Source organism: Stenotrophomonas sp. P5_A8, from assembly GCF_056400545.1.
The window spans coordinates 1-24248 of record NZ_JBFULB010000004.1 but is presented as its reverse complement, the minus strand read 5'-3'; the positions used below and the strand labels follow the sequence as shown (position 1 = coordinate 24248).

Sequence of the window (24248 nt, the reverse complement as noted above, 5' to 3'; positions counted from 1 at the left end):
TGTCAAATATCGAAAGATAAAGAAAAGCTGGGTCGATCACATTTTCCCGCGAACAATACGGCGCCAATGGCACAGATGCCGCGCTGCGACATGGTTACACGCGACACGAAGTCCGCATTCAGCCGCCATATAGAAAGTGGTGCCCCGCAACAACTTTCGTTTATCCTAAAATATCCTTCTTTTTTCTTTGCAATTTATTGACATCTTTCGAGACCCTGCCCTAGAGTCGGCCGCACTGGTTGCAGATATCCGCTCATCGCGGGCTTGGGGGCAAGGTGGAATTCCGGGTACGACGCACGGGTTTGACGATCGCACTGCTGGCCGCGCTGGCGGTGGCCGCACCGGTGATGGCCGAACCGCTGGGCAACCTGCGCGCCATCACTGCCGCCCCCGGCAAGGACGGCAGCCCTGGCTGGACGCTGAGCACCGACAACGGCGTGGCGCTGCGCGTGGACCTGCTCGGCGCGGACGTGCTGCGCATCCAGGCCGGGCGCAACGGCACACTGCGGCCGGCCGGCGACAAGGCCGCCCCGATCGTGCTGCCGCAGCCGGCGGCCAAGGTCGCCTTCCAGCTGGAAGAAGACGGCAACGAAGTGCGCATCCGCACCGATGCGCTGGTGCTGCACATCCAGCGCACGCCGCTGCGGCTGGCGCTGGACCGCCGCGAGCAGGGCACCGACATCGCGCTGTGGCGCGAACTGCAGCCGCTGGACCTGGACAAGGAGCAGAGCGTGCAGGTGCTGTCCAGCGAGGCCGGCGAACACTTCTACGGCGGTGGCCAGCAGAACGGCCGCTTTGAGTTCAAGGGCCGCGAGCTGGAGGTGTCCTACTCCGGTGGCTGGGAAGAGGGCGACCGCCCCAACCCGGCACCGATGCTGCTCAGCTCGCGCGGCTGGGGCATGCTGCGCAACACCTGGAGCGATGGCAGCTACGACCTGYGCCAGGCCGACCAGGCCACGCTGCTGCATCGCGAAGACCGCTTCGATGCGTACTACTTCGTCGGGCCCAGCCTGCACACGCTGCTGGACCGCTACACCACGCTGACCGGCCGCGCCGGCCTGCTGCCGCGTTGGGCGTTCTCCTACGGCGATGCGGACTGCTACAACGACGCCGACAACATCAAGAAGCCCGGCAGCGTGCCCGACGGCTGGAGCGATGGCCCCACCGGCACCACCCCGGACGTGGTCGACAGCGTGGCCAAGCAGTACCGCGCGCACGACATGCCCGGCGGCTGGATCCTGCCCAACGACGGGTACGGCTGCGGTTATAAAAAACTCCCGGAAACGGTGCAGGGCTTGGCGAAATACGGCTTCAAGACCGGCCTGTGGACCGAGAACGGCGTGGACAAGATCGCCTGGGAAGTGGGCACCGCCGGCAGCCGCGTGCAGAAGCTGGACGTGGCCTGGACCGGCAAGGGCTACCAGTTCGCGATGGACGCCAACCAGTCCGCGTTCAACGGCATTCTCAACAACTCCGACTCGCGTCCGTTCCTGTGGACGGTGATGGGCTGGGGTGGCATCCAGCGCTACGCGGTGGCCTGGACCGGCGACCAGAGCAGCAGCTGGGATTACATCCGCTGGCACATCCCGACCCTGATCGGCTCGGGCCTGTCCGGCATGGCCTATGCCAGTGGCGATGTGGATGCGATCTTCGGCGGCAGCGCCGAAACCTTCACCCGCGACCTGCAGTGGAAGAGCTTCACCCCCGTGCTGATGGGCATGTCCGGCTGGTCGGCCAATGCGCGCAAGCACCCGTGGTGGTTCGACGAGCCGTACCGCAGCGTCAACCGCGACTACCTCAAGCTGAAGATGCGCATGACCCCGTACATGTACGGGCTGGCGCACGATGCGGCCACCAGCGGCGCACCGCCGCTGCGCGCGCTGATGTGGGACTACCCGCAGGACCCGCAGGCGTATACCGAAGCGCACAAGTATCAGTTCCTGCTCGGCCGCGAACTGCTGATCGCCCCGGTGTACCGCAGCCAGGCCGCCAGCCGTGGCTGGCGCCGCGACATCCACCTGCCGCCGGGCCGCTGGATCGACTACTGGGACGGGCGCCAACTGCAGGCCGGTGCCGACGGACGTTCGCTGGACCGCCCGGTCGACCTGGCCACGATCCCGGTGTTCGTGCGCGCCGGGGCGATCATCCCGATGTACCCGGACATGCTCTACGACGGTGAAAAGCCCCTCGATGAAGTGACCTTCGACCTGTATCCGCAGGGCGAGGCCAGCTACACCCTGTACGAAGACGACGGCGCCACCCGCCGCTACGAGAAGGGCGAATCCAGCACCCAGCAGATCCACGTGCAGGCACCGGCGCAAGGCAGTGGCCCGGTGCAGGTGCGCATCGATGCCGTGCAGGGCCAGTACGCCGGCCAGCGGGCGCAGCGCCGCTATGGCCTGCGGGTGCTCAGCCGCCAGCGTCCGAGTGCGGTAACGCTGGGCGAGCGCACGTTGCCGATGCTGGCCGACAAGGCGGCATGGCAGGCGGCCAGCGAAGGCTGGTACTTCGATGCCAGCGAGCGTCGCGGCACCGTGCACGTGCGTACCGCCCCCAGCGACATCCGCCAGCCGCTGCGCCTACAACTGGCGCTACCGGTCGCCGCCGCCGTGGCCGATGACGCCTACCCGGCTGCGCCCGAACTTGGCCGTGCACTGCCGTCGGACAGCCTGCTGGTGGTCAACCGCCCGGCCGAAGAACAGGGCTACGAACTGGAAAAGGCCTTCGACGACGATCCGGCCACGTGGTTCCGCACGGTGCGCAACCAGGCGGTCAAGACCGGCGCGCACGAATGGGTGGTCGGCTTCGGCGAGCGCAAGCTGATCGATGGCATCGAACTGGCCCCGCGCAACGACCAGCACTGGAAGAACGGGCAGATCCGCGACTACGAGATCTACCTGGCCGACAGCAACGGCGAGTGGGGCGAACCGGTCAAGCGCGGTCGCCTGATCCTGCAGCAGGGCAAGCAACAGATCGACTTCCCCGCCCACGCCGGCCGCCTGCTGCGCTTCCGCGTGTTGAGCACGCAGAACCCGGAAGGCGACGGCGCCAGTGCGTCCGATCCGATGGTGACCGCCGCGCAGGGCAGCGTGGCCCGCGCGGTGGATGCGCTGCAACCGCGCGATGTGGGTCCGATCGTGCTGTCGACCTTCCATGTGCTGGAACACCAGCAGCCTGAAAAGCCGGCGCAGCAGCTGTACCTGTCCGCATTGCCACTGCCGGCCGCGTTGCAGGCCAGCGTCGCCACCGACCACGCCTTCGGCGGCACGGCGGACATGCGCATGAACGGCCTGCACTTCCGTCGCGGCCTGGGCGTGAATGCCAGCAGCCGCATCGACCTGCAGCTGGGCGGCAGCTGGCGCCTGCTGCGCGCCGACCTCGGCATCGATGACCAATGCCGCGCCGCCGGTGGCATGCAGTTCCAGGTCTGGGGCGATGGCCGGCTGCTGTACGACAGCGGCCTGGTCAAGGCACCGGGCGTGGTCAAACCGGAAYTGGACGTGCGCGGCCTGCAGCGCCTGAGCCTGCGTACGCTGGGCGCGCAGGGCCAGACGCCTGCGCAGGTCTGTGGCAACTGGGCCAATGCCGCCCTGATCGGACAGGAGGGCGATACCGCCAGCATCGTGTCGCCGTAACCGCTCAACCGCCCGCTTCAAAAACAGCTCTCTGCGTTTTCCCGACTGCGGCCCGCCGGCCGCGGAACGGGGGACGTTTGCCCGAAAACACCCATCCACCGCCAGCCCCACGCTGCGGATCGAACAAGGAGACAAAGATGTTGACCGAACGCCATCGCCATCGCCGCATCACCGCTACCCCCTTGTCCATCGCACTCGGCCTGGCCGTTGCCGTGGTCGGCAGTGCCAACGCGCAGGACGCCACCCCCGATCCCAAGGCCACCGAGCTGTCGCGCATCGAAGTGACCGGCTCCAACATCCGCCGCACCGACGTGGAAACCGCCTCGCCGGTGCAGGTGATCAGCAAGCAGGACATCGAGAACATGGGCGCACGCACCCTGCTGCAAGTGCTCGACAACCTGCCCGCAGCGCGTCCGGGCCAGCAGGATTCGCGCTCGCTGTTCACCGGCTCCGATGGTGCCTCGCAGGCCAACCTGCGTGGCCTCGGCGCGCAGGGCACGCTGGTGCTGCTGAACGGCCGTCGCCTGTCGTACTACGGCGCGCCGGCCGGCTTCCAGACCCAGTTCGTCAACATCGATGCGATCCCGGCCGCGGCCATCGAACGCATGGAAGTGCTCACCGACGGCGCCTCGGCGGTGTACGGCACCGATGCGGTGGCCGGCGTGATCAACGTGATCACCAAGCGCTCCTACCAGGGCGCCGAGATCAACCTCACCACCGATAAATCCTCGCGCATCAGCTCCTACGGCGAACACCAGGGCAGCATCACCGCCGGCTTCGGCGACCTCGACGCTGACCGTTACAACGTCTACGCCTCGGTCAACCTGTACCGCCGTGATGCGATTCCGCTGAGCGATTTCTACGACAAGCGCCCCAGCCAGTACTACGTCAACAACCCCAACTACCTGCCCAACCTGCGCCTGGGCACCGGCAGCAAGCCGGGCGAGTTCAACCCCGGCAGCTACTTCGCCTTCGACCCGGTCACCGGTCGCCGCGTGCAGGAAGCCGCGCCAGGCTGCAACAACGTGCTCACCAGCGAAGCGGCCGGCCCGCGCTGTATCTGGGAGACGTGGATGAACAACGAGATCGATGCCGGCGCCAAATCCGAGCGCAACACCGCCTACGTCAACGCGCATTTCCTCATTGGCGACAGCACCGAAGCCTTCGCCGAGGCGACCTATACCGACATCGACCTGACCGCCAACGGCGGCACCCCGCGCGCCTACGGCACTACCACCGGCAACCCCACCAGCTGGTTCTCGCGCAACACCGGCACCACGGTCAACCAGTTCCTGTACCCGTACCTGGGTCCGAACAACGAATACAACCACGCGTCGCCCGAACTGAAAGCCCTGATGGGCGGCGTGGTCGGCCTGCAGTACCTGCTGCAGGACGTGGGCGCCAACCACTTCGGCCAGCGCAACACCGACCAGAGCTACCGCGTGGTGGCCGGCCTGCGTGGCGACGTGGGTGACTGGAACTGGGAAACCGCGTTCGCCACCGCCGGCAGCCACTCGGTCACCTACCAGACCACCAACGTCAACCTGGCCGGTTTCGAGAAGGCCTTCGGCCCGTACAGCATCGACCCGGGCACCGGGCGGGTGATCATCTCCGACCATCCGGCCTACACGTTCGGCGAGCTCAGCGAAGCCAACGCCGCGCTGATCCGCGAGGCGTTCCCCACTTTCGACATCCAGTCGTGGACGCGCCTGCACACCCTGGACGGCAAGATCGAAGGCCCGCTGTTCAGCCTGCCCGCCGGTGAGGTACGTGCGGCCTTCGGCTTCAACGCCAGCCGCGAAACCTTCTACACCCCCGGCAACCCGGATGCGGCCAACGGCCTGATCACCCAGCAGGGCGGCTCGTGGTTCGACGGCAAGCGCAACACCTATGCGCTGTTTGCCGAAACCGTGGCCCCGCTCACCGAGAAGCTGGAACTGGACGCTGCGCTGCGCGTGGACAAGTACCCCGACTTCAGCGCCAACCTGGCCCCGAAGATCGGCCTGAAGTACCAGATGTTCGACCAGCTGATGCTGCGCGGCACGTACTCCACGGGCTTCCGTGCACCCAGCCTGGCCGAGTCCGGCAACGGCGGGGTGTTTGCGCAGCTGGGCGGCTACCGCGACGAAGTACGCTGCAACGAGACCAACGCCATTGCCAACCTGCTGCTGAAATCCGGCCGCGGCGGTGATGTGGACCTGGGCAAGACCCTGCTCAACAGCGACTGCAGCCGCACCGTGGCGCGCATGACCCAGCCCAACCCGGACCTGAAGCCGGAGAAGGCCAAGATCACCACGCTCGGCTTCGTCTACGAGCCCACCCAGTGGCTGTCGGTGTCGGCCGACTACTGGTTCATCTACCGCAGCAACGAAATCGTCGCCCCGGACTTCACCCGCGACGAAGACATCATCGCCTCAACGCGCTCGCCGATCACCGACAGCGACCGTGCCAACCAGGCCGCGCTGGCGGCGATGTGCGCCGACCCGGCCAGCGGCGTCAGCTGCCCCGGCACGCTGCCCGGCTACAGCGTGGGCAACGTGGCCAGCGTGGTGGGCCAGTACAAGAACCGCGGCAAGACGCTCATCGACGGCTTCGACATCGACGCGCGCAGCCGCTTCACCCTGGGCGACTGGGGCAACCTCAACATCGGCCTGGCCGCCACCATCGCCAACCGCAACCGCTCCTACACCGACGCGGAAAGCGGCTGGTACTACGGCGACCTGGTCGGCTATTACAACAACCCGCGCCTGCGTGCCACGCTCAACGCCGACTGGACCTACAAGCAGTTCACCACCAGCATGTTCATCAACTACGTGGGCGGCACCAAGTGGGCGCTGCAGCAGATCGATGAGGAAGACAACAACCCGCAGACCTGCACCGCCGGCTACCTGCCGCTGGAGCAGAGCAAGTGCGATGGTGCCCCGTCGTGGTGGACGGCAAACCTCAGCGTGGGCTGGCGCCCGGATGAGCACTGGAATGTCGGCTTCACCATCAAGAACCTGTTCGACCGCCTGCCGTTCTACGATCCGAACAGCTTCCTCGGCGACTCCAGCGATTACGCCACCATCTACGGTCGTGGTTACAGTCTGACCGTCGGCTACAAGTTCTGATGCTTCATCGCGCCGGTGCACGCCGGCGCGATCTTCAAACGAGGTACTGTCCATGAAACGTAGGGAATTCATCGCCGCCAGCGCGGCCGTCGCCGCCACCAGCCTGCTGCCGCAGACGCCGGCCTGGGCGCGCGGGCGCAAGGTAAGACTGGGCCTGATCGGTACCGGTATGCGTGGCCAGGTGCTGCTGACCGAACTGGTGCGCCGCGACGATGTCGAGGTGGTGGCGCTGTGCGACATCGAACCGATCATGCTCGGTCGCGCCCTGGAAAAAGTGGCCAAGGCCGGCAAGCCGACGCCGAAAACCTACGGCCAGGACCGCGACGTCAACGCCTGGAAGCGCCTGCTCGAACAGCGCGGCCTCGATGCCGTGATCATCGCCACGCCGTGGGACTACCACGCGCCGATGGCCATTGCCGCGATGCAGGCCAAGATCGCGGTCGGCTGTGAAGTGGTCGCCGGCATCACCTTGCAGGACCACTGGGACGTGCTCAAGACCCAGCTGAGCACCGGCACCCCGTACATGCTGCTGGAAAACGTCTGCTACCGCCGCGATGTGATGGCCGCGCTGCAGATGGTACGCAAGGGCCTGTTCGGTGAACTGGTGCACCTGCAGGCCGGTTACCAGCACGACCTGCGCGGGGTGAAGTTCAACTCCGGCGACCCCGACCAGCCCTATGACAGCGGCGTGGAGTTCGGGGCCAAGGGCTGGTCCGAAGCGCGCTGGCGCACCGAGCACTCGGTCAAGCGCAACGGCGAGCTGTACCCCAGCCATGGCATCGGCCCGTGCGCGATGTACACCGGCATCAACCGTGGCAACCGCTTCACCCACATCAACGCGTTTGCCAGCAAGGCGCGTGGGCTGCACGATTACACCGTGGCCAAGAGTGGCGGCACCACCCACCCCAGCACCAAGGTTGCTTTCAAGCTGGGCGACATCGTCACCACCACGCTGGCCTGCGAGAACGGCGAGACGATCCTGCTGCAGCACGACACCTCGCTGCCGCGTCCCTACTCGATGGGTTTCCGCGTGCAGGGCACCAAGGGCCTGTGGATGGACGTCAACCAGTCCATCCACATCGAAGGCCGCAGCCCCCCGCACAAGTGGGAGGACTTCAAGACCTACCAGGACCAGTACGAGCATCCCCTGTGGAAGCAGCACGCCGCCACCGCCGCCAGCGCCGGCCACGGCGGCATGGACTGGTTCGTCATCCACGCCTTCGTTGAAGCACTCAAGGCCAGGGCGCCGATGCCGATCGACATCTACGACGCCATCACCTGGAGCGCGATTACGCCATTGTCGGAGCAGTCCATCACCACCGGCTTCCAGACGTTGGAATTCCCGGACTTCACTGCCGGGTTGTGGAAGCAGCGCAAGCCGATTTTCGCGTTTGACGGGACGTATTGAGCGCGGCACTCCGGAGCGAATCGCTTGCTCCGGAGGCCCTCGGGAAAGGCCGGCGCCTCAATCCGCAGGCCAGCGCGGCGCAATGCGATCGGCCAGCACCATCTCTGCCACCGCCGCCTTTCCATCGCGAACATAGCCGACCGCAACGCGTTCGCCTACCGGCAGTTCCCGCAGCATCACCCGCCAGTCGCCGAGGCCGCGGGTGGCCACCGGCGCACCGCGCAGGGACACGATGCGATCGTCCTCGCGCAGCCCCGCCCGCGCGGCGGCGGTGCCCGCAGCAACATCGCCTACGCGCACTACCGCGCCATCGGCTTGCAGCCACAGCCCGCTGCGGTCGAACGGCTCCGGTGACGCATTTTCGGCATTGGCGGTCAGGTACATGTGCTTGCGGTCGTAATCCAGACCCACCGTAAAACGCCGCAGCACCGCGCCGCCGAGGATCGCGCCGTAATCGGCCGTGGCCAACGCGCCCTTGCCGGTCGTCGACAGGTCCCCCGCCAGCCCCTCAACCACGATGCTGCCCAGGTGCAGAACGCCCAGCCGCGCCGGATGGGCGCGGGCCGGCCCACCGATGCCCCAGCCGACCACGGCTTCGCCGCTGGCACCGTACTTTTCAAGCAGGCCGTGGCGGCGCACGAACGGGCTGTTCAGGCTGAGCGAACCGCGTGACCCCGAGTCGATCCACAGCCGCAACGGGATCCCGTCCAGCACGCCGGACAGGACCGGCGCACGGTCGTCCTGCTCGAAGGCAAGCACGACCGCATCGACCGGCGGCGGGAAGCGACCGGGCTCAGCGAAGGTCAGTACGCCTGYGGCGTAATCGAAGGTGGTGACGAAACGACGGAAGGTCTCATAGCCGATGAAGCCGTCGTAGGCCACGCCCATCGAATTCAGCTGCTCGCCCAGCTCAACGACGTAGAACACCGGATGCGGCAGATGCGCCTCACCGACGCGCAGCGCGCGCCCTTGTGCCAGGCTCAGGTCGATGGCCGCGTCGCCGGCACCGCTGATGCTCAGCTTTCCCGCGCTGGCGACGCCCAGGCGCTTGGCCGCGGCGGGCGTGAGCAGGTTCACCGCGCCGGTATCGACCAGGAAGCGCGCCGGCTTTCCATCCACTTCGGCATCGACATACATATGGTTGTTGACCAGGTCGAAGGGCACCCGGGTGATGCCGGCAGGGTTGTCCACGTAGGCATCGGTCGGCATCGGCGGTGGCGCGAAGGCTGCCTCGGCGAGCGGTGCGTTGATCGCGTAACGCTGCACCTGCAGCACAGTGCGCAGGCGCGGATCGCTGTGGCCGCGGCTGTCGATCGCGTCGACGGTGATCCGGTGCGGCAACTGCAGGCCGTCTACCTGCCGGTAATCGCTCGGCACCGATACCGTCGACCCCCCGATGGCCGGAACCACGACGCGGGCAAGCAGGCCGGTGCCGGCATCGAACCACAGCTCGAGCGGATCGCCACCGTCAGGCGTTGCTGCGATGAGGGTGTAGCGCCGGCCTTCCAGCGTCTGCGCGCGCACGGCGGCATGGCCTGCCGGCAGGCCGCCGACATGCCAGTACGTCCGCGCCGCCAGCCACGCCTGGGTACGTGCCTGACGCAGCGGCACCACCCCATTGAGCAACCCGATCTCGCCGCCCGGGTCGCGCCGCCACACGTGCTGGCCATCAAAGCCGTGGGCCTGTTGGAACGCACCCAACGCCGAGGATTCGACGTAACGGCCGCTGCCCAGCGCCTGGGTGAGCTGCCAGGCACCGCTCAGGCCGCCGGCCGATCGGGTGCCCGCCATCTGCAGCGTCTGCACGCTGTCCCAGTTCGCGCCCCCGCTGCTGGCCTTGGCACGCGCCAGTACCGCTTCGGCATCCTGCGTCTGCGCCGTGACCGCGCCGGCCRCCATCAACGCAACAAATAGCCATCGTATGCATCGCATCCCGCACCCCACCTTGTCCGAGTAGGTGCGCAGGACAGCAGAGGTCAAGGCACGATTCGTCTGATCGTGCCGGATCGCACCTTCAGGGGCAGCTGCCGGCCTGCTTGTCGGTGGCGGGCAGGCGCCGGTACTCGCGCGGAGTGTGGCCGGTCACCCGCTTGAACACTGCGTTGAAGGTCGATTTGCTGCCGAAGCCGGAGGCCAGGGCGATCTCCAACACGCTGCGACCATCGCCGCCATCGGCCAGGCTGGCCGTCGCACTGGCGATGCGGAAGGTGTTCACGAACTCGAAGAAGTTCTGCCCCAGGCCCTGATTCAATGCCTGCGACACATGGTTCGGTGGCCAACCGCTGCGCTGGCTCAGGCGCAGCAGGTCGAAGTCGGGGTCGGCATACAACCGCTCGGCCTGCACCAGACGGGTGAGTTCGGCGGCGATCCGCGCGCAATGGGATGCATCCAGCCCGGAGCGCTGGTAGCGCGGGTCCATCGCGGTGCCGGTGGCGGTTGCGTCGCGCGCGTCCGTGTTCCTGGCGGCCGGCGGCCGTGCCATCAGGATGCGCTGGCGCAGACCGGACAGGGCCAGCACGTACATGCCGGCGGTGGTCAGCCAGTTCAGCGCCACGCCGAGCCACGGCCAACCGGGGATATCGGCCGCCGGTGCCCAGCGTCCGAGCGTGCTGGAGATCCAGCACGCCACGATCACCGCCAGCAGGCCGCGCAGCCAGCCGAGCTGGCGCGCCGCGTCGTGTTCCTGCGGCAGGTGCGGGTGAAAGGCATGCCATAGCGCGGCCAGCAGATACGGGGTGCCCTGCAGCAGCCACGCATGGAAGCTGAGCAGGAAGACCGTTTCACCTGCCGCGGCGGTATCGAACGGTGCCACTGCGTTGGCCAGCGAGACGACGAAGGCCATCCCCGCCGGCAGCAGGTGCCAGCGCAGGCGCGCGCGCGTGGGCGTATGGCCAGGGCGGGTCACTGCACGCGCATAGCCATACAGCAACGGTCCCAGCAGGTAGACCAGCGGCACTTCAATCACGCGCAGCCAGCGCACCGCTGCCGCCGTCAGCCACGCATCGCCGCCCAGCAGGAAGGTGCCGAACAGATTGGCCAACGCAAAGCAGGCGAAGAACGCGGTGATATACCGGGCCGCACGCGTCTGCAGCCCGCATCCCATGCCCGCACTCAACGCAGCCAGCCCGAGCGTCGCGGCACCCGCCGCCAGGTTCAACAGATCCGGTGGAGTCATGCCGGCAGTGTTGATGATGGGAGGGGAGGGCGTCCAGCGCACGCGGCGCGTGCCACGGACGCACAGCCATGCCGCCGGCGGCGACTTGGAGAAACGGGGAGGCTGGGGTCGCCATGCAATGGCGGAGATGGTGCGCCCGGAGGGATTCGAACCCCCGACCAATGGCTTCGGAAGCCACTACTCTATCCGGCTGAGCTACGAGCGCGTTGTGTCCTGCGTTCCCGGGCGCCGATGCTGGCCGCCTGACGCCTTGGTGGCGCGGGAGGAGCATTCTAGCGGGAAACGCCGCGCAGGTCTGCCCCCTGTACAAACGCCTGCCCCGGCAACGCCGGCTGCGGGGCTTGGCGGTATCCTTTGCGCATGGCTTATGAACGTTTTGAAGTCCCCGCCGGCGGTGCGCCGTCGCGCTGGGGCCAGTACTGGAAACTGATGCGCGCCGATCGCCCGATCGGCACCCTGTTGCTGCTTTGGCCCACCTGGTGGGCGTTGTGGCTGGCCACCGGCGGCCTGCCGTCGCTGTGGACCCTGTTCGTGTTCAGCGCCGGGGTATGGCTGACGCGGTCGGCCGGCTGCGTCATCAACGATTACGCCGACCGCTGGCTGGACCCGCACGTCAAGCGCACCAAGGACCGCCCGCTGGCCAGTGGCAGGGTGTCCGGGCGCGAGGCGCTCGTGCTGTTCGCGGTGCTGATGCTGGTCGCCTTCGCCCTGGTGCTCACCCTGAACGCGCTGACCATCGGGCTGAGCTTCATCGGCATCTTCCTGGCCGCCAGCTACCCCTACCTCAAGCGCTACACCCACCTGCCGCAGGTCTACCTGGGCATGGCCTTCGGCTGGGGCATCCCGATGGCCTTCGCCGCCGTGCAGGGCGAGGTGCCGGTGATCGGCTGGCTGCTGTATGGCGCCAACATCCTGTGGTCCACCGCCTATGACACCTGGTACGCCATGGTGGACCGCGACGACGACCTGAAGATGGGCTCGCACTCCACGGCGATCCTGTTCGGGGATCTGGACCTGGTCATCCAGGGCATCCTCTACGCACTGTTCCTGGGCACGATGGCCCTGGTCGGCGTCCGCGCCGGACTGGGCGCGGCGTACTGGCTGTCACTGGGCGTGGCTGCCCTGCTGATCGTCTACGAGTTCATGCTGTGCCAGAAGCGCGAACGCGACCGCTGCTTCAAGGCCTTCCTGCACAACAACTGGGTAGGCGCCACCCTGTTCGCCGGCATCGCCGCCGCCCTGGCGTTCCATTGAAGGCAGGCCAACGCCAACCGGTCATGCCCCGGTAGTGCCGAGCCATGCTCGGCAGCCCTTAACCCAGCAGCGCCATGACCCGGTAGTGCCGAGCCACGCTCGGCAGCCCACAACCCAGCAGCGCCATGCCCCGGTAGTGCCGAGCCATGCTCGGCATCCCGTAACCCAGCAGGTCCATGACCGGTAGTGCCGGCCGCTGGCCGGCTCCCGACCCTGCTCAGGCGCCGCCCATGCGCCATCCCCACGTGCCCAACACCGCCCCCTAAGACCAATAGGCGACTGACACCGCCCCCGCCAACCCACAGAATCCCCCCATTGAATGCTCCGGGAGAGAGCCAATGGCCACGTCGACAACGATTCGGGACGGCTTCATGGCGCGCGCAGCCCTGCGCTCGGCCGCATGGGCCGAAAAATGGTTCCCCGATGCCTACGTCTTCGCCGTCCTCGGCGTCATCATCGTGGCCGGTGCCGCCATGGGCTTCGGCGCCACCCCACAGGCCACCGCCAGCGCCTTCGGCGAGGGCTTCTGGAGCCTGATCCCCTTCACCATGCAGATGGCGTTCGTGGTCATCGGTGGCTACGCATTGGCCACCGCCCCCATTGTGGCGCGCTTCATCGACCAACTGGCGCGGGTGCCGCGCACCGGCCGCGGCGCGGTGGTGTACGTTGGCCTGGTCAGCATGCTGGCCTCGCTGCTCAGCTGGGGCTTCTCGCTGGTGTTCGGCGGGCTGCTGGTACGCGCGCTGGCGCGCCGCGAAGACCTCAAGATGGATTACCGCGCCGCCGGCGCCTCGGCCTACCTCGGGCTGGGCGCGGTGTGGGCGATGGGCCTGAGTTCCTCGGCCGCGCAGCTGCAGGCCAACCCGGTCAGCATGCCGCCGGGACTGGTGGAGATCACCGGCGTGTTGCCCTTCACCGAAACCATCTTCCTGTGGCAGTCCATCGCCCTCACCACCGCGCTCATCCTGGTCTCGCTGCTCATCGCCTGGCTCACCGCGCCGGGCCCGGCCACGGCCCGCACCGCCCGCGAATTCGACGGTGCCGCCCAAGCCGAGCCGCAGCCGCTGCAACCGCGCACCCGCCCCGGCGAATGGCTGGAATACAGTCCGCTGTTGACCGTGCTGCTCTCGCTACTGGCCTTCGGCTGGCTGTTCGGCGAGTTCGCCAGCAAGCCGCTGGTAAGTGCGATTGCCAACCTCAACACCTACAACTTTCTGTTCATCTCGCTGGGCCTGCTGCTGCACTGGCGGCCGCGCAGCTTCCTCAACGCAGTGGCCAAGGCCGTGCCCAGCACCACCGGCGTGCTGATCCAGTTCCCGCTGTACGGCGGCATCGCCATGATCCTCACCCACGCGGTGGGCAGCGGCGATGAAACGTTGGCGCATCGGCTCTCCAGCCTGTTCGTGCATATCGCCACCACCGACAGCTTCGCCTTGGTAATGGGCGTGTACTCGGCGGTGCTGGGGTTCTTCGTGCCCTCCGGCGGCGGCAAGTGGATCATCGAGGCGCTCTATGTGATGCAGGCGGCCAACGAACTGCGCGCGCACCTGGGCTGGGCGGTACAGGTCTACAACGCCGCCGAGGCGCTGCCCAACCTGATCAACCCGTTCTGGATGCTGCCGCTGCTGGGCGTGCTGGGGCTGAAGGCGCGCGACATCGTCGGCTTCACCTTCATCCAGCTGCTGGTGCACATCCCGCTGGTGCTGGGCCTGCTGTGGCTGCTGGGCATGACCCTGACCTACGTGCCGCCCGTAATGCCCTGRGCCCTCGGGCGCTCAGTCCAATGGCACCGCCTCGAACAGCGCCGCCCGGCCAAGCAGCGCGGGCAGGCCGTCCAGCACGGCGTCGCGCTGCTGCGGCGTGAGCTGCATCGGCCAGGCGGGCGTCAATCGTCGGCGCAGCGCCATCGCTATCAGATGCGGCGCGCCCGCGTGCGCTACGCGGACATCAATCAACGCCGCTTCCAGCTGCGCGGCCAGCGCCTGCCGCAGCCGCAGCTGCGCCCGGCCGCCGGCAGCGCCCAAATGACGGGTAAGCAGCCCGTGGCAGGCTTGCAGCAGTGGAGATGCAGCGTACTCAGCGCCGGACCCATCACGGTCGAGGGTTGCGTGCAGCGCCCTCAGGCCCTTCAAGCGTCGGGCCGGCGTGGCAGGCTGGGCCAGCAGCGCACGCAGCTGATGGTGCGTGCGACGTCGCATCTCCGGGGCGACCGTATCGACGTCCAGCTGGACGCGCAGTTGGCTGTGCAGCGCGTCCGCCTCATGCCGGACATCCGCCGTGTCCATGGCCTGCAGGCTGAGGTACTCCCACGCCGGTTCCTGCACCTGCGGTGCCCGCTCGCGCGCCCAGTGCCGGATGCGCACGTCCTCGGCCACATACAGCGGCTGTTCCTGCGCGTCCACGGTGACGGCATCGCGCAACAACGAACAGAAGTGCAGGTCGTACTGGTAGCGCCAGCGCTGGCTGCCCTCGGCCATGTCCTGCTGATCATCGGCGGTGAGCAACGCGGCTTGGAGCTGCTGGCCGAACGTGGTCACCCGTCGGTGCAGGCAGCGCCGACGCTGGCGGTGCAGGTCACGGGGTTCGCCGTGCGTGTCCAGTGCCCAGCGCGGCGCCAGGTGCGTGCGACAGGCGTGGAAGTTGCTGCCGCTTGCGGCCGGTAGCAGAGCGCGCAGGCGTTGATGGTGGCGGGGCAGGGCGGCGTCCAGGTCTTGTCGTGGGCCCGGTGCCCACGCGTCCGGCCCCGGTAGGGGGCAACCCGAGGCGCGCAGGTTCACCAGCCACGCGCAGCGCTTGTCTTGGTGTGGGCGGCTGAGCAGGGCCACGGCGCCCGCCAGCGGAGTGCCAGACAACTCGCGGTCCAGATACACCACCGCCAGACGCGCATCGAACGAGGGCAGTGCCACGCCGGCAGCAGCGATCAACAGCTGTATCTGCCCGAGATCACCATGGCGACGGCTGGCCACGCACCGCGCGGTGGCCGGTACGAGCGCACTGCGCAACGTGCCTTCCCGCACGAAGGCGCGCTGATAGTGCCGCGCGTCTTCGTTGCTGGCCACCAGCAGCAGTGCCTGCAGGTCGCGTTCGGTGCGCAGGAGGCTGTCGGCAACGTGCTGGCAGATCGCCGCAGCCAGTGCAGCCACGCGGGTATCTGGTGAATCCGGCTGGGTATCGTGCACGATGGCGGCTACCGGCKAAGACTGCAACGTCTGCTGATACACCGGCGCCAGTACACCGTCCGCCACGCCGTGCGCGGGCGGATAGGCATACAGCAGCGGGGCGTCCTGTCCGCCTTCGCCCACGCAGGGGGCCGGCGTCGATGTCAGCCACAACCACGCCGCGCGCGGCAGGCGCTCGTGTGCACGTTGCAGCCAGGCGGGATGGCTGTGCTGCAGGTCGGCGTCCACCAGCAGGACCAGGTCGTCGCCAGCGTACTGTGCATCGCGTCGGCGCAGCCATGCCTGCAGCGTCACCAGGGAGGTGTGAAGCGTGGTGCCGCGCCCGTCGGCCAGGAAGGCGGCCAGACGCCGTCCCGGCGACAGCGGCGACGGCGCGTCGCGCATCGCCGCAGACAGCGACGCGGGCGACTGCACCCGCAACACCCGGCAATGACGCAACCAGGGATCGCGTCGCAGGTGGTGCAGCAGCCAGTGCCGCGTCAGCTGCATCCCGCTGCCGGGCGCCAGACACAGCTGTCCGCCGCAGCGTCGCCCCTGCACATCGATGCGCCGCAGCTGATCCAGTGCCRCCTGCACCGCAAAGAACTGCGCCGAGCGCGCGATGCGGCGCCGTCCATCGGCGGCGACATCGATGAAACCGCGCAGCAGGGCCAGCACCCGCTCCGGTGCCATTACCCCTGCCAGCAGCGGGGCGTGTACGGCGCGTAGATCGGCAAGCGCCTCGCCACGGTCGTTATCCGTCGGTGTGGGCAGCGCCATGCGCAGTTGCTGCAGGCGTGCGGGCGCCCAACCCTGTTCGCGCCAGTGCACCCAGTCTTCAGGCGGCGAGCCGTGGGTGGCGTATCGCCCGCCGCGACGATCCAATGCCATCAGCACCTGTGCAGAAGAAAGTGCCGGCCCGGGACGCTGCCGCTGCAGTAACGCAATCGCCTCCACGTCGCTTCCCCAGCGCCACTGGCCATCGCGCTCCACACACAGCACACCCAGCAGCGGCAGCCCGTTGACGTAGCCAGCCAACGCATCCACACGGGCGACGGCATCGCGGGCTACCTGTCCACCCGGAGATTCCGCAACATCCCAGCCGTTGCGCTCCACGTGGTCCCAGTCGATCACCTGTACACAGGCGTGTACCCGTTGGCCGTCCGGCAAGTGCTGCTCGATATCGATGCCGTCCAGCAACAGCCGAAGCAGCGCGTCATTGCCCTCGCGGACCCCGCGCCGCTGCACCACCCGGCCCAGTGCCGCCAACACCTGGGCCATGCCGCTTTCGTCCAGGGACCAGGTCTGTCCGCGCGCCGCAAACCGTATTGCCTGCAGCCGCTGCCGCAATCTTGGCAACAGGATGCCATTTGCATTTTCGCTCTGGTACGCCGCATGGTCCACCGGCGACAGGTACCGCCAGCCCAACCGGCGCAGCCAGCCCAGTGCCGAGTGCTTCACGGTAGTCGCAGGTTTCATGCGCGACTCCCAGCAGCGTCATGTGTGCGATGGCTGGGCCGGCGAGATGACCTGCGCACGTGTACGCAGGCGGACGAGACAGTAAGGGAAAGGGAATGCGACATACCCGCAGTCTGGCGCAGCGGGCTTCGCCCACACCGTGTGCATCATTCCGTTTCCTGATCACCGCATGACGCGGGTGCCGCATAGTTCTGATGCTTTCCAACAAGCAGATAGCACCCGTCGATCAGCCGTTCTGGCCGTGCCGGTCATGCCGCGCCACGCTCAGCGGCCGCCGCATACGGTTGTTCCAGCGTGCGCAGATCCACGTCCAGCGCCTGCTCCAGCGCATTCAACCGCGACCGCAACGTCGCCCGCTCGCGGCGAACGGCGTCCAGCGATGGCGAGGCGTCTGTGGATTCCGGGTGCACGTAGCGGGCAACGCTCAGGTTGCCATCGTGGTGTGCAATCAGCGCCGGATCGGCGCGGCAGACCAGCCCGGGCACATCCTTGCGCGCCTGGCAGAGCGCCAGCAGCTGCTCGGCGCCAGCACGGTCCAGCTTGGCGGAACGCCTGCCACTGGACTGCAGCTGGCGCGCATCGATGAACAGCACCGCTTCGTCATTGCGCACGCTGCGCAGGACCAGCAGCGCCGTGGCGACCGGGGTGCCGGCAAACAGCCGGTCGGGCAGGCCGATCACCGTCTCGATCAGGTTGGCGTCCAGCAGGCGTCGGCGGATGAGCGCCTCATCGCCGGCGCGGAACAGCACGCCGTGTGGCACCACGAGGGCGATGCGCCCGCGCTGCGGGTCCATCGCCTTGAGCATGTGCTGCAACAGCGCCAGATGTCCCCACTGGCGCGGGGGCAGGCCGTGCACGAAGCGCCGGTGTGGATCACGAGGCGCGCGCTCGGGCGCCCACGCCAGCGCAAACGGCGGCCGCGACAGCTGCACGTGAAAACGCTGCAGCGTGCCGTCCGGCTGCACCAGCATGTCGTGCCGCAACGGCGTGCCCCCGTGTACGGCATGATTGTCTTCGCCGTGCAGCAACAGGCGCAGGCGGGTGCGCGCCCAGCCGTCGTCCATGTCCTCCTGGCCGGCCAGCCGGTGGCGGCGGGCACCATGCCGCGTTCGCGCCCAGCGGCTGGCGGCCAGCAGCAGGCTGCCGCTGTGGCAGGACGGATCACAGATGCCCTCGTCCTCTGCCGGGTCCATCAACGCAGCCATCAGCCAGCCCAGCGCATCGGGCACATGTGCAAGCGGCAGTTTGCTGCGCCGCGGTTGATTACGCTCCAGCAACCGATCCACTGCCTCGCCGATGTCGCTGCGATAGGCGCCGCGCAGGCTGCGGAAATCCAACGCAGGCACTGACAACCGCCCCAGCAGCCGCGACAGGGCCACCTCGCGCCGGTCGGCATCGCGCGGCCAGCCATCGTGCAGGCGCAGCACATCGAACACCTCGCCCAGCGTGGCCGGATTGGATTGGGCCAGCCGCTGCAGGGCGGTCATGATGCGCAGGTCGTTGCCTACTGCGAAGCGATGGTGATGCAGCGCCTCAAAGCGGGCATCGGCCGGTACCGCCAGCAGCTGTGCGCCGGGAGCGCCGGGCGGCCAGGTAAGCGGTGACCCATACGCGCCGCTCGGATCGTGCGCGGCGGCCTCGGTATCGCTGGCGATCTTGAGCAACAGCAAAGCCAGCAGCAGGTGCGTGGCGGCCTCGCCCTCGGCGGCGTCTACCAGCACCTCGCGGGCGGCGGTGAGCGCGGCCAGCGTGGCATGCGCGCCCGGCAACGCGGCAATCAGGTTCATGCGGCACCTCCCTGCAGAAACTGCTCGGCCACAACGGCGATCTCCTGTTGGCGGTTGTGGATCAGCGCTTCCAGGCAGCGCTGCTCGGCCTGCACCGCCTGGGCGATCGCCACGATGCGCTGCTGCTGTGGCAGCGGCGGAATGCGCAGCGGCAACTGCGCCACCACCGTCTTGCGCAGGCTCTGTTGGCGCGATCCCGCCGCCTGCTGGTGCAGGTAGGCCTGGGCCGCGCGCTGGTTCAACTGCCATGCCAGAAACGCCGGCAGCAGGTCGGCCGTGCTCACCCTCACCATGTACATGTGCGGACTGCACACGGTGGATTCTGGCGGCGCACGTAGCAACATCGCCAGCGGGTGATTGCCGCGTGCCGCGATCAGGACATCCTGATCCTGCACCCAGTCCGGCGGCTTGCGTGCGCGCAGCACGGTACGCAGCAAGTGCTCGCGCTCCCGCAGGCCATCGGCGCAGAGGTTCTTCAATTGGATGACCTGCACCGGGCCCCCCGGTACGGCGCCGATGGCACCGCGAAAGGGGTGGCCTTGGCGGATGCTGGCCACGTCGCCAAGCAGGGCGATGCGCGTGAGAGTGTTCATGCGTGCACCATGCTTTCGGGGTGGGGGAGGGTCAACCGAGCAGGTGGGCAGCATTTGCAATGATGCGAAATGGAGTGCGGTGGATGTGCGGAAGTGGGATGAAACTCGCAGGGGGTCGCAGCTGGTGCGAACGACGGCGTCAACTGGAGTTGAGGTTTTGGAGAGGTGGGGGTGATGGTGGGGCGAAAGTTGCGCGGGTTGATTCTGGTTGAGGGCGATCGGGTAGCAGCATTCGAAGAAGCTGGACCAATGCCGTATCGAACTCGAACGTAGGCCATCGCACTTGCGGCGGCAGAGACGCCGCGGGTGTTGAAAGCGTGCGTACGTTTCGAATGCGCAGCTAACAGATAGGAAAAACCATATCTCGCGGTTGGCATGAGAGTTCTCCTTGGCAAAGCAACCCTACTGCGGCATCTGGGATATCCGAAATCAGGATATCGACCGGTGATCGTGCGGCGGAAAAGTCACTGTGACCTGGAACGTTCGTGCCATTCTGGACGTAGATCGAAAGCAAAGTGCATCGCGGATTGCCACTCTTCTGACATCCACTTCAAGTTCTTTCCAACCCCGTCAAGAAGACGCCGCGCGCCTGGAGGTCAGTGTGGAGCATTGTTGGCCACCGGATCGACCACGACCGACTGACACTGGGACATAGTCAGCCATTAGGGAGAGTCATCAYGCCGTCTTGACATAATGCCAGGTGTAGCGGAATACTCGCTCCCGACAATTAGGGGGCATGGATGCGGATCGAGTCTAGGAAAGACGTAGTGTCGCTGCGCGCGCGCGCTATCGCAGCATTGGTGATCGCCGCAGCAATGGCATGCTCGGCACATGCTCAACAAGTCGTCCAGAAACCATATCAAGAGTACGACAAGCAATTGCGGTCGTCAGAACTCGTGGGACCGTTGACCTCGGATCTGTTCGGGGACTCAATCAACGTGTTCGACCAAAGTGCCTATTTTGGCCAGACGGACATTGATCTGCCTGGCACGAATAACCTGCCTGTAAAGCTGACGCGTAGATTCAACCTCCGTCCTATACCGATGCTCGGGCTTGATCCACTCATCTACGGCGGAGCCGGTGATTGGAACATCGACGTTCCATTCATTTCTGGAGTGTTCGACTCCAGCTATGGCTGGACCTACAGAGGTTCCAGGAAGGTTCAACGGTGTAGCGAGAACTTCATCCCRTATACGCCGCCGCCGTTCCGCATTGAAGATATTTGGTCAGGGTATACGGTCAATCTACCGGGCGAGGGCGCCCGCTCCCTGATAGGCGACCCTCCGGCTCGCTTTAGGCCTGCAAGCAGGCAGAGCAGCAACTGGAGCTGGACTACGAGCTCACTTGATACGGTGAGCTGCACGCCGATGATCGCTGGGTATGAGGGTGAGGGCTTCATTATCCAGACAACCTCAGGGATAAAGTACACATTCAACGTGGGTACTGAACGAATTGTCGGTCTTATGGGATCAATCAGCTCAGTTAATGCCAATCAAGCGCGCGTAGAAGTGTATTTGATGGCCAGTCGTATCGAAGATCGCTTTGGTAACAGCGTAAGCATCAGCTACAACGGGAACGGTCACCCCACCTCAATTTCTTCCAGTGACGGGCGAGCCATTAGTCTGAGTTACTCCGGTAACAAGCTACAGAGTGCATCGGCCAACGGAAGAACGTGGAGCTACGCATACGCAGGGAACGCCTTGCAGCGGGTCACCCAACCCGATGGCGCCGGCTGGGAGATTACTCATCTGGATGACAATCGCATTGCCTACGAGGAGTGGTCGGAAGACCCCGGCGAGGGCTGCGCTGGCGGCGCGCCGTTTCGCGACAAGGTTTATCGCCTGCGCATGAAACACCCTTCGGGCGCTGTGGGAAATTTCAGATTCGATCACCAAAGAAGATACCGAGCTGGTGTTCCCAAGCTGTACTGTTTCGTCGAGTCAGCCGGAGAAGGCTCGCTACGCCATACGTTGGGGGTGCCGTACTACTCTGATGTTCTGGCCATCACCGAAAAGACCATCGACGGCCCAGGGCTGCCGCAGATGCGCTGGACTTACGGCGACTATGGCGACTACCAGGACATGTGGGAGGGATCCATCACGCCCTGCACGACCTGCACGCAGTCGAAGATGGTTAAGATCACCCAGCCCGACGGTAGCCGTATCGAGGAGACGTACGGAATCGTGTACGAGCACAACGAAGGAAAGTTGCTCGGACGCAAGATCGTGGCGGCGTCCGGCGCGGTTCTGGAAGCTGAAGAGCTTACTTACTTGACCTCTTCCCAGGCGGCAACGATGCCCTTCCCGGATCGCTATGGCTGGACATGGGGTGGGTTTGATGGGACCTCCGCGCTTGTACGACCGCTTCAGCGGCGTCAGGTCGTGCGCGATGGTGTGACGATGACCTGGCAGGCCAACTCGTTCGATAGCTATGGTCACCCGGCAAGCGTGACGCGAAGCAGCACGCAGGGCGTCAGTCGAACTGATACAACCGCTTACTACAACGACACAAGCGCTTGGATTCTGGGGCAAGTAGCCACGCAGACCAACAACGATACGGGCCTGGTCGAAGCGCAGACCACCTATAATGCAAACGGACTGCCATATGAGCGTCGGCAGTTCGGGAAGCTCGTGCAGAAGTTGGCATATCACGCTGATGGGAGCATCGCCAGCTTTTCCGATGGGCGCGGGAATGTCACCACCTTGAGTAGTTGGAAGCGCGGCACCCCGCAGGCTATTGGCTTTGCCGATGGCACGTCGATTTCGGCGAGTGTGGATGACAATGGTTGGATTCGCTCTGTTACCAACGAGATGGGCTATCAAACGACGTATGCTTATGACCCGATGGGTCGGCAGACTCAAAGGGCATTTGCATCCGGAGATACCGTCGCATGGAATTCCACGACGCAGGTGTTCGAGCGCGTCGATTCCGTTGAGCATGGACTAGCTGCGGGCCACTGGCGGTTGACTAGCAATACCGGTAACCGCAACAAGGTAACGTGGTTTGATGCGATGTGGCGACCAGCGTTGACCCGCGAACGTGACGGAAGCAATGTCGCCGCGACAGAGCGATATCAGCGCTTCACCTACGATCATTCTGGCCGGACGACCTTCCAGTCATATCCTGCCTCGGGTAGCAACCCAGTGTCGGGACAGTGGAGTGAGTATGATGCCCTGGGTCGACCGACATCCAGTTCGATTGACAGCGAACAAGGTCTACTGACCACGGTAACAGCGTATGAGGCTGGCATGCGTGTTCGCACGACCGATCCTCGCAAGCAAGCCACCATAACGCAGTATCGCGTATATGACGCTCCCGCCTATGACTTTGCAGTGGCGATCGAGCATCCGGCCGGAGCATTCACAGAGATAGGGCGCGACGTATTCGGCAAGCCCATTTCGATCAAACGCCGCAACGCAACGGGTAGCGTGGCCGTGACCCGTTCATACGTGTACAACTCGCAGCAGGAACTCTGCAAGAGCGTAGAGCCGGAGACCGGAGCCAGCGTAGCGGGCTACGATGCCGCTGGTAACCTTGCATGGTCTGCGGCTGGGCTTTCGCTGACGGCGACCAACAGTTGCGATGAAGCTGCGGCGCAAGCTTCGGGACGTCGCGTCGACCGTAGCTATGACGCTCGAAATCGACTTAAGCAGTTGATCTTCGCTGACGGCAGTGGGAACCAGACTTGGACCTACAACAACGCTGGGTTACCGACTCAGGTCGTGACTAACAATCCAGACGGCAAACAGGTCATCAATACGTATGCATACAGCAAGCGCGGCCCAGTCATCGGTGAAACGCTCCAGCAGCCTGGGACGGGAATATGGTCCATGGGTTATGGATATGATGCCAATGCGTCACTAGCCAGCCTGCAGTATCCCAGTGGCTTGCAGCTCATCTTCGCGCCGAACGCGCTTGGCCAACCGACACGTGTCGGAAGCTACGCAAGCGCTATTTCTCACTATCCTGATGGTGCCTTGCGTTCATTCGCATATGGAAATGGCATCGCGCATAGCATGGTGCAGAATGCCCGTGGTCTTCCCGCCCGAGCAATAGACACCGGCGTTCTTGATACGAGTTTTATGTACGACAAGAACGGAAACGTGGCGAGCGTCACCGATGCGGTTGAGCCGTCAAAGTCACGGCAGATGCAGTACGATGCTCTGGATCGCCTAACCCAGGCGAACTCCTCATCGTTTGGCGGCGACAAGATCTACCGTTTTACGTATGACGTGCTGGACAACCTCCGTAGCGCCAAGCTGGGAGGGATTAAGCAGCATAACTATTGGTACGACGCACGCAATCGCATGATCACCGTGAGTCAGGATGACGGTAGCGCGATCATAGGCTTGGACTACGACGTACAGGGAAACTTGGCCAAGAAGAATGGCGAGCCATTCCGCTTCGATCAAGGGAATCGACTCCGTGACGCAAAGGGAAGGGAGTCATACGCATACGATGCGCATGGTCGTCGCGTAGCGAGCTACAGCGCCGCTGACGGGGATATMTTCTCGTTCTACGGCAACGACGGAGTGCTGCGTCACCAGCATAATAAGCGGACTCGAAAGGAGATTGAGTACATCAGCCTGGGTGCTCACCTCATTGCTCGAGTCGAGAACACTACCGGATTGGCCGCACCCGTGTTGTCC

11 protein-coding genes, 1 tRNA gene and 2 pseudogenes are annotated in these 24248 nt (G+C 65.7%); 8 read left to right on the top strand and 6 right to left on the bottom strand.

From position 1 onward, the window contains the following. Window positions 1-275 precede the first annotated feature (275 nt). The 3 genes from AC1DQP_RS00525 to AC1DQP_RS00515 all read left to right on the top strand — a co-directional run bounded on the left by AC1DQP_RS00525 (window position 276) and on the right by AC1DQP_RS00515 (window position 8153). The gene (locus AC1DQP_RS00525) at window positions 276-3635 is read left to right on the top strand and encodes a TIM-barrel domain-containing protein (RefSeq protein WP_478050933.1); all 3360 of its coding nucleotides are present in this window, start codon (window positions 276-278) and stop codon (window positions 3633-3635) included. Between the two features lie 137 nt (window positions 3636-3772). Further along, window positions 3773-6745 carry a TonB-dependent receptor domain-containing protein gene (locus tag AC1DQP_RS00520; protein ID WP_457318446.1) on the top strand — a complete coding sequence of 991 codons (2973 nt, stop codon included), beginning with the start codon at window positions 3773-3775 and terminating at the stop codon, window positions 6743-6745. A gap of 52 nt (window positions 6746-6797) precedes the next feature. Next, entirely contained in the window at window positions 6798-8153 is a 1356-nt protein-coding gene (locus AC1DQP_RS00515; protein WP_457318447.1) for a Gfo/Idh/MocA family protein, read from the top strand. Window positions 8154-8210: 57 nt separating this feature from the next. Here the strand turns inward: AC1DQP_RS00515 and AC1DQP_RS00510 are convergent, their stop codons facing one another. The 3 genes from AC1DQP_RS00510 to AC1DQP_RS00500 form a co-directional block, all read right to left on the bottom strand. Then, on the bottom strand, window positions 8211-10052 hold the full coding sequence (locus AC1DQP_RS00510) for a pepsin/retropepsin-like aspartic protease family protein (RefSeq protein WP_478050932.1): 1842 nt from the start codon (window positions 10050-10052) through the stop codon (window positions 8211-8213). 115 nt (window positions 10053-10167) lie between these two features. Beyond that, window positions 10168-11328: a helix-turn-helix domain-containing protein gene (locus tag AC1DQP_RS00505; RefSeq protein ID WP_457318985.1), complete on the bottom strand. Its 1161-nt coding sequence runs from the start codon at window positions 11326-11328 to the stop codon at window positions 10168-10170. Between the two features lie 128 nt (window positions 11329-11456). After that, a tRNA-Arg gene (locus tag AC1DQP_RS00500) sits at window positions 11457-11533 on the bottom strand. Between the two features lie 155 nt (window positions 11534-11688). On the opposite strand from AC1DQP_RS00500, the gene ubiA reads away from it, so the two are divergent. The 4 genes and pseudogenes from ubiA (at window position 11689) to AC1DQP_RS00480 (ending at window position 16469) form a co-directional block, all read left to right on the top strand. Next, on the top strand, window positions 11689-12582 hold the full coding sequence (gene ubiA / locus AC1DQP_RS00495; protein WP_457318984.1) for a 4-hydroxybenzoate octaprenyltransferase: 894 nt from the start codon (window positions 11689-11691) through the stop codon (window positions 12580-12582). 371 nt (window positions 12583-12953) lie between these two features. After that, window positions 12954-14342 (top strand): annotated as a pseudogene (locus AC1DQP_RS00490) (short-chain fatty acid transporter); the annotation flags it as partial. Between the two features lie 1188 nt (window positions 14343-15530). Beyond that, a complete protein-coding gene (locus AC1DQP_RS00485; RefSeq protein ID WP_478050941.1) occupies window positions 15531-15740 on the top strand; it encodes a hypothetical protein in 210 nt (69 codons plus the stop codon). A 222-nt stretch (window positions 15741-15962) separates the two neighbouring features. Continuing rightward, window positions 15963-16469 (top strand): hypothetical protein, encoded by a 507-nt coding sequence (locus AC1DQP_RS00480; protein ID WP_478050940.1) that lies wholly within the window; start codon window positions 15963-15965, stop codon window positions 16467-16469. Window positions 16470-16757: 288 nt separating this feature from the next. On the opposite strand, the pseudogene AC1DQP_RS00475 reads toward AC1DQP_RS00480, so the two are convergent. From AC1DQP_RS00475 to AC1DQP_RS00465, 3 genes and pseudogenes are all read right to left on the bottom strand, one after another. Then, window positions 16758-17219 (bottom strand): annotated as a pseudogene (locus AC1DQP_RS00475) (type I restriction endonuclease); the annotation flags it as partial. A gap of 248 nt (window positions 17220-17467) precedes the next feature. Continuing rightward, entirely contained in the window at window positions 17468-19006 is a 1539-nt protein-coding gene (locus AC1DQP_RS00470; RefSeq protein WP_457318981.1) for an HsdM family class I SAM-dependent methyltransferase, read from the bottom strand. Then, entirely contained in the window at window positions 19003-19599 is a 597-nt protein-coding gene (locus AC1DQP_RS00465) for a restriction endonuclease subunit S (RefSeq protein WP_478050931.1), read from the bottom strand. Before AC1DQP_RS00465 ends, AC1DQP_RS00470 begins: the two co-directional genes overlap by 4 nt. A 767-nt stretch (window positions 19600-20366) precedes the next feature. Between AC1DQP_RS00465 and AC1DQP_RS00460 the strand changes: the two genes are divergently transcribed. Further along, window positions 20367-24248: RHS repeat domain-containing protein (locus tag AC1DQP_RS00460; RefSeq protein ID WP_478050930.1), on the top strand; the 3882-nt coding region annotated here is incomplete at its 3' end.